Source organism: Alcaligenes sp. MMA, from assembly GCF_020907215.1.
Lineage (GTDB): Bacteria > Pseudomonadota > Gammaproteobacteria > Burkholderiales > Burkholderiaceae_B > Alcaligenes > Alcaligenes aquatilis.
Genome location: NZ_JAJJPP010000001.1, coordinates 1,051,662 through 1,064,522, shown reverse-complemented (window position 1 = coordinate 1,064,522; position 12,861 = coordinate 1,051,662). Strand labels below are relative to the sequence as shown.

At 55.7% G+C, this 12,861-nt stretch carries 12 protein-coding genes; 9 read left to right on the top strand and 3 right to left on the bottom strand.

Annotated elements, in window-relative coordinates; genetic code table 11:
- Positions 1-40 precede the first annotated feature (40 nt).
- From livH to LNA76_RS04765, 4 genes are read left to right on the top strand one after another with little or no spacing between them, the layout of a single operon-like run.
- Positions 41-970, top strand: a complete 930-nt coding sequence (livH, locus tag LNA76_RS04780) for a high-affinity branched-chain amino acid ABC transporter permease LivH (RefSeq protein ID WP_094196698.1) — start codon at positions 41-43, stop codon at positions 968-970.
- Positions 970-2,193 (top strand): high-affinity branched-chain amino acid ABC transporter permease LivM, encoded by a 1,224-nt coding sequence (livM, locus tag LNA76_RS04775; RefSeq protein WP_094196699.1) that lies wholly within the window; start codon positions 970-972, stop codon positions 2,191-2,193. The genes livH and livM overlap by 1 nt, the downstream gene beginning before the upstream one ends.
- On the top strand, positions 2,190-2,954 hold the full coding sequence (gene livG / locus LNA76_RS04770; protein ID WP_094196700.1) for a high-affinity branched-chain amino acid ABC transporter ATP-binding protein LivG: 765 nt from the start codon (positions 2,190-2,192) through the stop codon (positions 2,952-2,954). Before livM ends, livG begins: the two co-directional genes overlap by 4 nt.
- Positions 2,955-3,656 (top strand): ABC transporter ATP-binding protein, encoded by a 702-nt coding sequence (locus LNA76_RS04765; protein ID WP_094196701.1) that lies wholly within the window; start codon positions 2,955-2,957, stop codon positions 3,654-3,656.
- A gap of 160 nt (positions 3,657-3,816) precedes the next feature.
- On the opposite strand, the gene LNA76_RS04760 is transcribed toward LNA76_RS04765, so the two are convergent.
- The 3 genes from LNA76_RS04760 to LNA76_RS04750 all read right to left on the bottom strand — a co-directional run bounded on the left by LNA76_RS04760 (position 3,817) and on the right by LNA76_RS04750 (position 7,129).
- Positions 3,817-4,518 (bottom strand): hypothetical protein, encoded by a 702-nt coding sequence (locus LNA76_RS04760; protein ID WP_230018180.1) that lies wholly within the window; start codon positions 4,516-4,518, stop codon positions 3,817-3,819.
- Positions 4,519-4,542: 24 nt separating this feature from the next.
- Complete coding sequence (locus LNA76_RS04755) at positions 4,543-5,157, bottom strand: glutathione S-transferase family protein (RefSeq protein ID WP_094198345.1); 615 nt, start codon at positions 5,155-5,157, stop codon at positions 4,543-4,545.
- A gap of 64 nt (positions 5,158-5,221) precedes the next feature.
- Positions 5,222-7,129 carry a S9 family peptidase gene (locus LNA76_RS04750; RefSeq protein WP_230018178.1) on the bottom strand — a complete coding sequence of 636 codons (1,908 nt, stop codon included), beginning with the start codon at positions 7,127-7,129 and terminating at the stop codon, positions 5,222-5,224.
- A gap of 153 nt (positions 7,130-7,282) precedes the next feature.
- Between LNA76_RS04750 and LNA76_RS04745 the strand changes: the two genes are divergently transcribed.
- The 5 genes from LNA76_RS04745 (at position 7,283) to LNA76_RS04725 (ending at position 12,860) form a co-directional block, all read left to right on the top strand.
- Complete coding sequence (locus tag LNA76_RS04745; RefSeq protein WP_230018176.1) at positions 7,283-8,254, top strand: D-2-hydroxyacid dehydrogenase; 972 nt, start codon at positions 7,283-7,285, stop codon at positions 8,252-8,254.
- 3 nt (positions 8,255-8,257) lie between these two features.
- A complete protein-coding gene (locus LNA76_RS04740) occupies positions 8,258-9,046 on the top strand; it encodes an SDR family oxidoreductase (RefSeq protein ID WP_230018174.1) in 789 nt (262 codons plus the stop codon).
- Positions 9,047-9,058: 12 nt separating this feature from the next.
- Positions 9,059-10,102, top strand: coding sequence for a type I glyceraldehyde-3-phosphate dehydrogenase (locus tag LNA76_RS04735; RefSeq protein ID WP_230018172.1), 1,044 nt, complete (start codon positions 9,059-9,061; stop codon positions 10,100-10,102).
- 50 nt (positions 10,103-10,152) lie between these two features.
- Positions 10,153-11,550 (top strand): class II fumarate hydratase, encoded by a 1,398-nt coding sequence (gene fumC, locus LNA76_RS04730; protein ID WP_230018170.1) that lies wholly within the window; start codon positions 10,153-10,155, stop codon positions 11,548-11,550.
- Between the two features lie 128 nt (positions 11,551-11,678).
- Positions 11,679-12,860 (top strand): PQQ-dependent sugar dehydrogenase, encoded by a 1,182-nt coding sequence (locus tag LNA76_RS04725; RefSeq protein WP_199827893.1) that lies wholly within the window; start codon positions 11,679-11,681, stop codon positions 12,858-12,860.
- Position 12,861 lies beyond the last annotated feature (1 nt).

The following is a 12,861-nucleotide window of genomic DNA, read 5'->3' as shown; positions in this document are numbered from 1 at the left end:
CCTCAAAACAAAACGACGGACTCAACGGAAAAAAACAAGCATGTCTGATTTACTCCCTCAGATCGTGCAGCAGCTGTTCAATGGTTTATCCTTGGGCGCTATTTATGCACTGATCGCCATCGGCTACACAATGGTCTATGGCATTATCGGAATGATTAACTTTGCCCACGGCGAGATCTACATGATCGGCGCTTATGTCGGGCTGGTTACCCTGACTGCGATTGGCGTAGGCTCGGGTCTGCCCATCTGGCTGATCATTCTTATCATGTTGCTGGTTGCCATGCTGGTAACTGCCGTTTACGGCTACGCAATTGAAAAAGTTGCCTATGCGCCATTGCGTGGCAGCCCTCGGCTGGTCCCGCTGATTTCAGCCATTGGTATGTCCATTTTCTTGCAGAACTGGGTTGCCCTGGGTCAAGGCGCACGTGATATGGCTGTACCCGCCTTGCTGACGGGTTCTTTCCAGTTCAGTCTGGGCTCGGACGGCTTTACGGTTACCGCGCCTTACTCGCGCGTCATGATTATTGTCGTCACCGTAGTGCTGATGATCATGCTGAGCCTCTACATCAAATACTCGCGTCTGGGTCGTGCCTCGCGTGCTTGTTCACAAGACTTGCGCATGGCCAATCTGCTGGGGATCGACACCAATAAAATCATCTCCTTCACCTTTATCATCGGTGCCATGCTGGCTGCCGTGGGCGGCGTGCTGATTGCCACCGCCATTGGCAAACTAAACCCCTTTATCGGCTTTATTGCCGGCATCAAAGCCTTTACAGCCGCCGTGCTGGGCGGGATTGGCAGCATCCCCGGCGCCATGCTGGGCGGAGTCTTGCTAGGTTTGGCAGAAACCTTTGCCGCTGCCTTTATTTCGTCGCAGTACAAGGACATCGTGGCCTTTTTACTGTTGGTCTTTATCCTGCTGTTCCGCCCAACGGGCCTGCTGGGTAAACCCGAGGTGGAGAAAGTCTAATGATGAACCGCTTTAGCAATGCATTTATCGCCGCTGTCCTGGCAGGCATTATTGTGGCTCCCGTCTTTGGCCTGCAAATTATACGCACCGGGATGACCACCCACCTGGAAAGCGATTGGCAGATCATCCTTATCGGCATGGCACTGGTCTTTGTCGTCCAGTTGATCCGCCCTAACGTCAATCGCACCAAGGTGCGTGAAAGCCGCTGGACCTTGCCCAAACTGAGCATGCAGCACAAGAAGATCCTGCTGTACATCGTGATCGCTTGTGCCGTGGTCTGGCCCTTTTTTGGTGGTCGTGCCCAAGTGGACATTGCCACCCTGGTGCTGATCTACATCATGCTGGGCCTGGGGCTGAACATTGTGGTCGGCTTTGCCGGCCTGCTGGACCTGGGCTTTGTGGGTTTTTATGCCGTAGGTGCCTATACCTACGCCTTGCTCTATCACTACGCAGGCTGGGGCTTCTGGGAAGCGCTGCCGCTGGCGGGTGGTATGGCGGCCCTGTTTGGCTTCCTGCTGGGTTTCCCCGTACTGCGCTTGCGCGGCGACTACCTGGCCATTGTTACCCTGGGCTTTGGTGAAATCATTCGCCTCTTGCTCATCAATATGTATAACCTGACCGGTGGCCCAGACGGCATCTCCGGTATTCCCAAGCCAACCGTATTCGGTTTCCCCATGGCGCGCCGTGCGCCAGAAGGGCAGACCACGTTCCACGATCTGATGGGCTGGACCTTCAGCAATCAGGACGTCGTGGTGTATCTGTATTTGATGGCCCTGGCTCTGGCCCTGATTACCTTGTTAGTCTCCAGCCGTGTGGTGCGCATGCCTATTGGCCGTGCCTGGGAAGCCTTGCGCGAGGACGAGATTGCTTGTCGATCGCTGGGTCTGAACCCCACCACCATCAAACTGTCCGCCTTTACCATGGGCGCCATGTTTGCCGGTTTTGGCGGTGCTTTCTTTGCTGCCCGTCAGGGGCTGGTCAACCCAGAGTCCTTCACTTTTATTGAATCAGCCTTAATCCTGGCCATCGTCGTGCTGGGTGGTATGGGTTCACAAATTGGCGTCATTCTGGCTGCCATTGTGCTGACAGTGGTTCCTGAATTGGCCCGAGAGTTCGCGGAGTATCGGATGTTGATTTTTGGTTTGGTCATGGTTGCCATGATGGTTTGGCGTCCACAGGGCTTGTTACCTGTACAACGCCCTCATGTGGAGTTGCGTACATGAGCCCATTACTCCAAGTATCAAACCTGTCGATGCGTTTTGGTGGCTTGCTGGCAGTCGATTCCGTCAGCTTCGATGTAAAGAAAGACGAAGTCTTTGCCATTATTGGCCCTAACGGCGCTGGGAAAACCACCGTATTTAACTGTGTCGGTGGTTTTTACAAACCCACCTCCGGCTCGGTCACCCTGGAAGACCAGCCCATCCATGGCTTGTCCAGCCATAAAGTGGCACAAAAAGGCTTGGTGCGTACCTTCCAGAACGTACGCCTGTTCAAGAAACTGACCGTACTGGAAAACCTGCTGGTTGCCCAGCACAGTCAGCTCAAGGCCGGCTTTCTGTCTGGCCTGTTAAACCTGTCACGCTACAAGCTGGCAGAAAAACAGGCCAAAGAACGAGCCGTGACATGGCTGGACTTTATGGGTCTGACCGATCTGGCCAACCGTGAAGCGGGCAACCTGGCCTACGGCCACCAGCGCCGCCTGGAAATTGCACGTTGCATGATTACCAAGCCTCGCTTGCTGATGTTGGACGAGCCTGCAGCGGGCCTGAACCCCCAAGAGAAACGCGATCTACAGGCCTTGATCGACCAGCTACGCCGGGAGTTTGGCGTGGCCGTCTTGCTGATCGAGCACGATATGAGCCTGGTTATGGGCGTATCAGACCGGATCCTGGTCATGGAGTATGGCAAACCCATTGCCACCGGCCTACCTGAAGAAGTGCGCAATGATCCGCGCGTCATCAAAGCCTATCTGGGGGAAGAATAAGTGCTGAAGCTGGATTCCGTATCTACCCATTACGGCGCTATTCAGGCGCTGGATCAAGTTAGCGTGGACGTGAATCAGGGCGAAATCGTCACCCTGATTGGCGCGAACGGCGCTGGCAAAACCACCTTGCTCATGACCGTATGTGGCTCGCCCCGAGCCAGCTCGGGCAGCATCAGCTTCATGGGCGAGGACATTACCCAAGCCGATACGCACCGCATCATGCGCAAAGGCATCGCTATCTCTCCCGAAGGCCGCCGCGTCTTTCCAGACTTGACCGTATCGGAAAATCTGAAGATGGGCGGCTTCTTTCTGAGCCGCAGCGAGATCGAAGAAGGGGAGGAGCACGTCTACAAACTGTTTCCCCGCCTGAAAGAGCGCGCAGCCCAACGTGCCGGAACCATGTCAGGTGGTGAGCAGCAAATGCTGGCCATCGGGCGTGCGCTCATGAGCAAGCCTTCCTTGCTGCTACTGGACGAACCTACGCTAGGCCTGGCCCCACTGATCATCGCCCAGATTTTCGACATCATCCGCATGATTCGGGAAGAAGGTGTGACGGTGTTCCTGGTGGAACAAAACGCCAATAAGGCTCTGCAAGTTGCAGACCGTGGTTATGTGCTGGAAACCGGGAAAGTGGTGATGCAGGATACCGGGGCCAATCTGTTGGCCAATCCGGATATTCGGAAGGCGTATTTGGGGGCTTGACGTATTTGCACCCCAGAAAAAAGCTGAACACCAAAAAAACCAGAGATGGCGTATCTGCCAATCTCTGGTTTTTTTTATTTACCCCTGCTCAGTCTCAAATAAGTATCCGTTTCAACAAAAAGTGGCGCAAGACAAAAAGAGGCTGGGCCACCGTTCACTTCTACTCGTTTTCCAAACAGAGTGTGAGCTGCTGCCCGTTAGGGCCAAAGGCGCAATCAGGAAGAGGGGTACGTAAATTGAAATGCAGCGGCAGCACCAAGTAAAGCACGACCAACAATAACGCAACGACTGTTTTAACCTTGCTTGGTCGGGATGCTATCGGGTAAAGTCCGGCCTGTCGATATTTCACGATGCCGATCGCCGCGAGGCCCGCCCCTACCAGCATGGATACATAGAGCTCGCCAAGCCCAGGTGACAACATCTGCTCATGTCGTTCATACGCCTGCCAATATTGAATCCGCCACAGCGCACTGATACCCACTTGCAGTAACCCCGCTAATACCCAGGTAATATGCCATCCCGAGAGCCGGAACAACGCTAGAGCGCATAGGCCTGATACGCCAAAAACCCAGTAGCTAAGATTGAATAGGGCGCCAAACATACCGCCCAATAGCGTTCCGCTGACATCCGTGGGTTTTAATACATGAAAATTAATGAAGGCAAACAAGGCCAAGACGGCCAATGCGGCAAGCCAGCTTGCCGCATAATAGCCGAGGTTTCTGGGAGCAGGCCCATCGTGTCTTTGCCGATAAAAACTGAACAGTCTGTTTTTACTCACTATCAACCTGTCCCAGAGCATGATGCTGTGTGGCTCGCCAGATAAGTGTGTGATTCGTCTCGTGCTATCTGAAGGATCAATCACTCACTATTCGCTTTGCACACAAGCTTAATCCTTCAATAGACCTTCACCACGCAAGGCCGCTTTCACCCCTTCGTTCTGCTCCATACGAGCAAAGAACGCGTTCAGGTTCTTCATGCCCGACAGGTCCAGCTTCATCAGGCCAGCCCAGCGCAGCACCACGTACAGGTAAGCATCGGCCACAGACAAGGAGCCCGACAGAGTTTCTTTGCCTTCCAGGTGCTTGTCAATCACGCCCAGTTGTTTGGTCAGCAAAGCAGCGGTCTTGGCTTTGATTTCGGCCTGGGTCGCTTCCTGATCAGCGTAGCGATGCACACCGAACACCACACCCACGTTACGGTGGATTTCAGCGTTCAGGAAAGCCAGCCAGCGGCGCGCTTCAAAGCGCTGTTCGATCGTGCTGCCAATCAAATTGGCTTGCGGGTTCTTTTCGTTCAAGTATTCCAGAATAGCGATACTTTGCGTCAAGACCAGATCACCGTCCACCAGAACCGGCACAGCGCCGCTCGGGTTCAGTTTCAGGAAGGCTTCTTGTTGCAGTTCGTCGCGGCTAACGCGCTGGGATTCAAATGGCTTGCCTAGCCACTCCAATGCAATGCGGATTACCAAAGGACAAGCACCGGTCATGTAATACAGTTTCATACGTTCCCCTTCCAAAATTGCGATAAACAAAATGGCGCGAGCTTGTCGCGCCACTCCAAAACAATCAAGGCTGCAAATGTCGCGCTAGAAAGCGTTCCATGCGCTCGTAAAACTCGAACTTGTTCTCGTCGTTGTGAAAGCCGTGGCCTTCGTTGTCCTTGACCATATACTCCACGTCTACACCACGTGCTTTTAAAGCCTCGACCATTTGATCGCTTTCCGCCTTGTTCACCCGAGGATCATGTGCGCCCTGAGCAATAAATAGCGGAGTACGGATTTTGTCGGCGTGCAGAACCGGAGAGTTGGCTTCCAGCAGCTCTTTATCCTTCTCCGGATCGCCCACCATGGCGTGCATTTTCACCAGCAGCGGTTTCCAGTACGGCGGGATGGTGTTCATGAAAGTCAGCAAGTTGGACACGCCTACATAGTCCACTGCAGCCGCATACAAGTCCGGGGTTTTGACGATACCGGCCAAGGTCGCATAACCACCGTAGCTGGCACCGTAAATGGCAATACGCTTGGGATCAGCAATCTTTTGATCAATCAGCCACTGCACGCCATCGGTAATATCGTCCTGCATGCTCAGGCCCCATTGCTTGAAGCCCGCTTCCCAGAACTTGCGGCCATAACCGGTCGAACTACGGAAGTTGATTTGCAAGACGGCGTAGCCACGGTTGGCCAGGAACTGCACCTCGGGGTTAAAGCCCCAATAGTCGCGCGCCCAAGGGCCACCGTGCGGGTTGATTACCACTGGCAAATTACGGCTGGGTACACCCAGCGGCAGACTCAGGTAGCCGTGGATTTTCATGCCATCGCGTGCCGTAAATTCGATGGGATGCATGGTCGCCATATCGCTTTCAGGCAGCGCACTATTGATGACAGCCAGCTTATGTAGGCTGTTGCTATCCACGTCATAAAGGTAGCGTGAGCCTGGATTGCGGTCGCTGTAGCTGGCCACAATCATTTTCTTTTCATCGCGGGTGATGGACTGAATGCTGATCTCGTAGCCGGGCAGTTGGCGCGCAATTGCCGCGTGGATTTTCTCGCTGTGCTCGTCAAAGAAATGCTGACCCGGTTTGTCGGTGTAGTAATCCACCGAAGTCAGCACCTGGCGAAGACGGGAATAACCGGCCCCCATCAAATCGTAATCAGGCAATTCGTAAATTTTCTCTTCCTCGTGCGGCTTGGCAGGATCAATCAAGACTAAGGCTGAAGTGTCACGGCCACGATTGCTCAGCGCGTAAAAACGCTGGTTATCCGCGTGAAAGAAGAGGGGGCTGACTTCGGTACGGAAGTCCGTTTGCAAAATGCTGCGGAAGGGCTCGGATTCGCTGTCACGGTAACGCAGTTCGGAATCTACGCCCGAGATCGAGATCGCCAAACGCACACGACCTTGATGGTCCGTGCTCCAGCCCAGTACATCGCCTGGGTTCTCAGCGGCCAGGGTGCTTTCGCCGGTCAGGACATTCACCTTGTAGACATCAAACACTTCCGGGTTGCGGCCATTGTGTGACACCAGGATATGCTCCGGGTCGTCGGGCAAGTCATCCTGTACACCGGCGCGCACACCTTCCAGCGGTGTCAGATCAGTGACTTTGCCCGTGATCACGTTCACGGCCAGTACGTGATAGTTCTCGTCGCCATTGACGTCCTTGGCGTAAATAACGGTCTCGTCGCCTTTCCAGAAGTATTCGGCAATATCGCGCTGATGTTCAGCGGTGACTCGACGAGGCTCACCGACCGGTTCACTGCCTTTCAACTCTTGCACAAAGATATTTTGACGGGCGGGATTGCCATCAATTTTGATGGGCTCCATAAAGCCGATCATGCGCCCCTGGTCCGAAATCCGGAAACCGCTACGCTTGGGATTCTGAAAGAAGTCCCGTATGTCGTACAGTGGGGGAGTGGTGCTAGCGACGTTATCCGGTATCAGGGCGTGGGCGCCCAACGAAAGCAAGAGGGACAAGAGCATAAGCAATAACCTATAAAACAGGGTTATGAGGATCAGACCAAGGACAAGCCTGCGTCAATCCCATTACTATATCGGATGATGGTACCCGGCAAAGCTAAGAGCCCTCTGAAAATAGGGCCAGAATAGCGGGGACAACCCAGGACAAGGACAGGCATGACTTCTTTGACTCGTATCGTTTTTCTGGATAGAGAGACACTGTCAGACAGCGTACAGCTGCCACAGGTTCCCTTTAAGCATGAACTGCAAGTGTACGGACGTACGGCTCCCGATCAAGTGGCCGAACGTATTGCTGATGCCGACATTGTCATCAGCAATAAAGTGGCGCTGCGGCGCGAGCATTTGCAGGCCGCGCCCAACTTGAAAATGATCGCGCTGGCCGCTACCGGTAGCGACAATATCGACCTGGATGCCGCCCGCGAACACCAGATTGTCGTCAGCAATATCCGCGACTATGCCGTACGTAGTGTTCCGGAGCACGTTTTTGCGCTGGTCTTTGCCTTGCGTCGCAATATCTGCGCTTACCGCCAGTCTGTCAAAGAAGGCCGCTGGCAAGAAGCCCAACAGTTCTGTTATTTCGACTATCCCATACGCGATCTGGCCGGCTCCACCTTGGGGCTGATCGGTTCGGGCTCCTTGGGGCAAGCCGTTGCCACCATGGGCCGCGCCTTGGGCATGAAAGTCATCTTTGCCCAGCGCCGTGGTCAGACCATCGTCAGTAATGCTGATGACCGCCTGCCTTTCGAGCAAGTTCTGGAGCAGGCGGACATCCTCTCCTTGCATTGCCCGCTGACAGCAGAAACGCAGAACATGCTGGGCATGGCCGAATTCGAGCGTATGGCCCCGCGCCGCCCCTTGCTGATCAATACCGCCCGTGGCGGGCTGATTGACAATCAGGCGCTGGAGCACGCCTTGCGGCAAGGCTGGCTGGGTGGCGCCGGCATTGATGTTTGCACGCCCGAACCGCCACCCGCGGACCATATCCTGATGCGCTTGTTAGACTTGCCCAATTACATTTTGACGCCGCACATAGGCTGGGCCAGTCAGGAAGCCATGCAAGCCCTGGCAAACCAGCTGATCGAAAACATTGCGGCTTTCCATCGTGGCCAAGCGCGCCATACGCTGTAGATAATGACTGATTTAAGCTCCTATCAAGCCAATTTTTCCCTGGCCGGCCGCTGCGCTCTGGTGACCGGCTCTTCTGCTGGTCTGGGCCTGGAAATCGCCCGTGCCTACGCCGCCCATGGCGCCCATGTGATTCTGCATGGTCGTAACGCCAGCAAACTCCTGCCGCTTGCCGAGGAACTGAAAGCCGCTGGCGCCCATGTCGATACCTGGGAGCACGATCTGGCCGATCTGGACTCCTTGCCGGGTTCCTACCAAGCCCTATGCCAGCACGTCGGCACGCCCGATATTCTGGTGAACAATGTAGGCGTACGACTGCGCAGCCGCTTGCAGGACGCCAATTGGGACGATATTGAGCATTTGCTGAATGTGGACCTGCTGGCGACGCTGAAATTGTCCAAATACGCGGCCCAGGCCATGCTGCACGCCCAAACCCAGCAAGGTCGTATTGTGACCTTGACCTCCATTGCAGGCCCGCTGGCCCGTCCGGGTGACGCTATTTACCCCGTCGCCAAGCAGGGACTGGCCGGGATGGTGCGTGCGCTGGCAGTAGAATTTGGCGGGCAGGGCATTACCAGCAACGGCATTGCCCCTGGCACGTTTGCCACAGAAAGCAACGCGGCGCTGGCCCAGGATCCGGTCAAAGGCCCTCTGGTGGTTGGCCGCAATCCCTTGGGACGCTGGGCCAATCCGGATGAAATCCGCGCTGCTGCTGTGTTTCTGGCCTCCCCGGCTGCTTCCTATGTCAATGGCCATATCGTGGTTGTAGACGGCGGATTCTCCATTACTTTCTGATTTTTCCTGATCATGCCGCTACCTCGTCCCATCCGCATCGCGATCAATGGCTATGGCCGCATAGGCCGTTGCTTGCTGCGCGCCATTTACGAATCCCCACAACGTCAGGCGTTTGATGTGGTGGTTATCAACGAGCCCGCCACGATAGCCACCATGGCTTACCTGACGCGCTTTGATTCGACTCATGGCGTATTCCCGGCCCAGGTAGAGCACAACGAACACGAACTGATTGTGGGTGGCAAAGCCATACGGGTTCTGCATGAAACCGACCCCAAAGCCATAGACTGGGCGGCGCTGAATCTGGACATGCTGATCGAGTGCAGTGGCGCCTTTGGCAGCCGCGCCGAGCTGCAACAGTTCCTGGACGCCGGTTGCCCTCGTGTGCTGGTATCAAACCCTGGCAATAGCGCCCAGGATGTGGATTTCACCACCGTGCTGGGCATTAACCATGAGCAGTTGCAAGGCGACGAGCGGATTGTCTCCAATGCGTCCTGCACCACCAATGCCATCATCCCAGTTCTGGCTGAACTGGATAAAACCTTTGGTATACGCCACGCCTTTTTAAGCACGCTGCACTCGGTGATGAACGATCAGCCCATGATCGACGGCTACCACAGCAGCGATCTGGCCCGTACCCGTTCCGCCTTGCAATCCATGATTCCCGTCTCTACCGGATTGGCGAGCGGCGTAGAACGTCTTTTGCCGCAGCTAAAAGGCAAGGTTCAGGCCAAGTCCATACGTGTGCCCATCTTGAACGTGTCGGCCATTGATCTGATGGTCAATCTGGAGCGTGACACCAGCCGGGACGAAATTAACCAGCTATTTCAGAAAGCGGCACAGCAATGGCCTGGTATTCTTGACTACTCCGATCAGGCCCATGCCTCGATCGACTTCAATCACAATCCACACTCTGCCGTGGTGGACGGATCACAAACCCGAACCAATGGGTACGGGCTGGTCAATATGCTGGTCTGGTTTGATAACGAATGGGGGTTTTCCAACCGCATGCTCGATATTGCCTGTGTGTGGGCTGCGCGCTTTTTGCGCCAGCCGTGAACACCCCATTTCCAAACTGAACTGTCTTCCGAATTCTTACAGGAGCCATGATGAGTACGACACGTATTGAACAGGATTCCATGGGAACCATTGAGGTTCCCGCCGACCACTATTGGGGCGCACAGACACAGCGCTCGATTCTGAACTTCCCGATTGGTCGCGACCGCTTCCAGTGGGGCCGCAGCATGATCGAGTCGCTGGGCATCCTGAAAAAATCCACGGCCCTGGCCAACCAGGAACTGGGCGAATTGCCCGACGAGCTAGCCCAGTTGATTGTCAAAGCGGCTGATGAAGTGATTGCAGGCCAGTGGGACACCGAATTCCCGCTGGTAGTGTTCCAGACCGGCTCTGGCACGCAAAGCAATATGAACGTGAACGAGGTGATCTCCAACCGCGCCATTGAGCTGGCCGGTGGCGAGAAGGGCAGCAAAAAGCCCGTCCACCCGAATGACCACGTAAATCGCGGCCAGTCGTCTAACGACACGTTCCCCACCGCCATGTACATCGCTGTAGGTCTGGAATGCCAGCGCCGCCTGCGCAAAGACGTGGGCCAGTTGCGCGACACCCTGGCTGCCAAAGCCAAGCAATTCAGCAATATTGTGAAAACTGGCCGTACCCACTTGCAAGATGCCACGCCCATCACGCTGGGCCAGGAAATTGGTGCCTGGGTTGCGCAGATTGATTTCGGCCTGCAAACCGTGGACAAGGCACTGGACGGCATTTACCAACTGGCGATTGGCGGCACTGCCGTGGGTACAGGTCTGAATGCCCATCCACAGTTTGGCGAGCGCACAGCGGCCCATATTGCCAAGATCACAGGTCTGCCATTCCAGGCTGCCGAAAACAAGTTTTTCGCACTGTCGGCCCACGATGCGCTGGTGAACCTGTCCGCCTCCCTGCGTACCCTGGCCGGTGCCTTGATGAAAATGGCTAACGACGTGCGCTGGCTGGCCAGCGGCCCTCGCTGCGGGATTGGCGAACTGCAAATCCCCGAGAACGAGCCCGGTTCCTCCATCATGCCCGGCAAGGTCAACCCGACTCAGTGCGAAGCTCTGACCATGGTGGCCGTGCAGGTCTACGGTAACGACGCTGCTGTCGGTTTTGCCGGCAGCCAAGGCAACTTCCAGCTGAACGTCTACAAACCGGTGATGGTGCATAACGTCCTGGAGAGCATTGCCTTGATCAGCGATGCGTGCCTAGCCTTTGATGAGCATTGCGCCCAGGGTCTGGAACCTGTCATGGAGAAAATCCAGCACAATCTGGATCAGAACCTGATGCTGGTTACCGCCTTGAACCGCCACATCGGTTACGACAAGGCCGCCTACATTGCCAAGACCGCCCATAAAGAGGGCCTGACCTTACGTGAATCCGCCCTGAAATCGGGCTACCTGACTAACGAACAGTACGATCAGTGGATTGTGCCGTTGGATATGACTCACCCGGGCTAAACCTCAGCCTCGGTTATGCTTGACCGTGTTCGCTCCATCAAGGGAGCGAACACCTAAGAAGACGGCCCTGTGTCTCTATGAAAGAGTAGGGGAGTGTTTCACCCCACCTAGCTGCCTTTCACTGCCCTATGCGTATAAAGAAAATTCTCGGCTTGTCCTCGGCGTTTGCTGCCACCGTGCTGGGCATGGCTGCCGCCATTGCGCCGACGCCGGCCCGGGCACAATCTGAACCTGTTCCTGTTATCAGCGGGCCGGCTGTCTCGGTTGAAATCCTGGCCAGCGGACTGGAACACCCTTGGGCCATGGCTTTTTTGCCCAATAATGCCGGAATTCTCCTTACCGAACGCCCAGGTCGCCTGCGCATTTGGACCAAAGAAAACGGCTTGTCTGAACCCATTACCGGTGTGCCCAAAGTCCACGCGCACTCTCAGGGCGGTTTACTGGATGTGGCTCTGGCCCCGGATTTTTTCCGCAGCCGCCGGATTTATCTGGCTTATGCAGAGCGGCGCGACAAGCAACACTCGGCCACCACCGTAGGCTATGGCGTGCTGTCTTCGGACCTGAAACGTATCGATGCCTTCCGTCCGATTTTCCGCCAGGAACCCGCCTTGTCCACCGGGCAGCACTATGGCGTGCGCATGGCCTTTGATCCGGGTGGACGAGACCTGTACATTGCCTTGGGCGAGAACAACCAGCCCGCAACCTCCCAGCAACTGGATCATCTGCAAGGCAAAGTCGTGCGTATCCGTCCGGATGGCATGGTCCCACGCGACAACCCCTTTCGCAGCCTGCGCGGTGCCAGGGCGGAGATCTGGAGCTACGGCCACCGTAACCCGCAGGGCATGGCCTGGAACCCCTGGACAAATGAACTCTGGGTCGCTGAACATGGTCCGCAAGGCGGCGATGAGCTGAACCGCATTCAATCGGGCGCCAATTATGGCTGGCCTTTGCGTACCAAGGGTCAAGGCTATGATGGCAAACCCATTCCCAACGCCAGTACCACACTGATTGAGGGCCTGATCGAACCCTTCCACTACTGGTCAGTGTCGCCTGCTATCAGCGGTATGGCTTTCTATAACGACGAGCGCGTCCCGGACTGGCAGCACAGCCTGTTTGTTGGGGCCCTGAAAGAGCAAGCCTTGATTCGTCTGCAATTTGACGAAGAGGACGGCCATATCGTCGGAGAAGAGCGCTTGTTGCAAGACCTGAAGCAGCGTATCCGGGATGTACGCGTCGGGCCGGATGGCGATGTCTATGTGCTGACCGACGAAAACAACGGCCAGCTCCTGCGCATACAAGCCAAGCCCTAAT

Excerpts from the sequence above, each read along its gene's own strand:
- fumC (WP_230018170.1), top strand. The coding sequence starts at position 10,153 with ATGAGTACGACACGTATTGAACAGGATTCCATGGGAACCATTGAGGTT.
- LNA76_RS04750 (WP_230018178.1), bottom strand. The coding sequence starts at position 7,129 with ATGCTCTTGTCCCTCTTGCTTTCGTTGGGCGCCCACGCCCTGATACCG.
- LNA76_RS04740 (WP_230018174.1), top strand. The coding sequence starts at position 8,258 with ATGACTGATTTAAGCTCCTATCAAGCCAATTTTTCCCTGGCCGGCCGC.
- livG (WP_094196700.1), top strand. The coding sequence starts at position 2,190 with ATGAGCCCATTACTCCAAGTATCAAACCTGTCGATGCGTTTTGGTGGC.
- LNA76_RS04755 (WP_094198345.1), bottom strand. The coding sequence starts at position 5,157 with ATGAAACTGTATTACATGACCGGTGCTTGTCCTTTGGTAATCCGCATT.
- LNA76_RS04745 (WP_230018176.1), top strand. The coding sequence starts at position 7,283 with ATGACTTCTTTGACTCGTATCGTTTTTCTGGATAGAGAGACACTGTCA.
- livH (WP_094196698.1), top strand. The coding sequence starts at position 41 with ATGTCTGATTTACTCCCTCAGATCGTGCAGCAGCTGTTCAATGGTTTA.
- LNA76_RS04735 (WP_230018172.1), top strand. The coding sequence starts at position 9,059 with ATGCCGCTACCTCGTCCCATCCGCATCGCGATCAATGGCTATGGCCGC.
- livM (WP_094196699.1), top strand. The coding sequence starts at position 970 with ATGATGAACCGCTTTAGCAATGCATTTATCGCCGCTGTCCTGGCAGGC.
- LNA76_RS04725 (WP_199827893.1), top strand. The coding sequence starts at position 11,679 with ATGCGTATAAAGAAAATTCTCGGCTTGTCCTCGGCGTTTGCTGCCACC.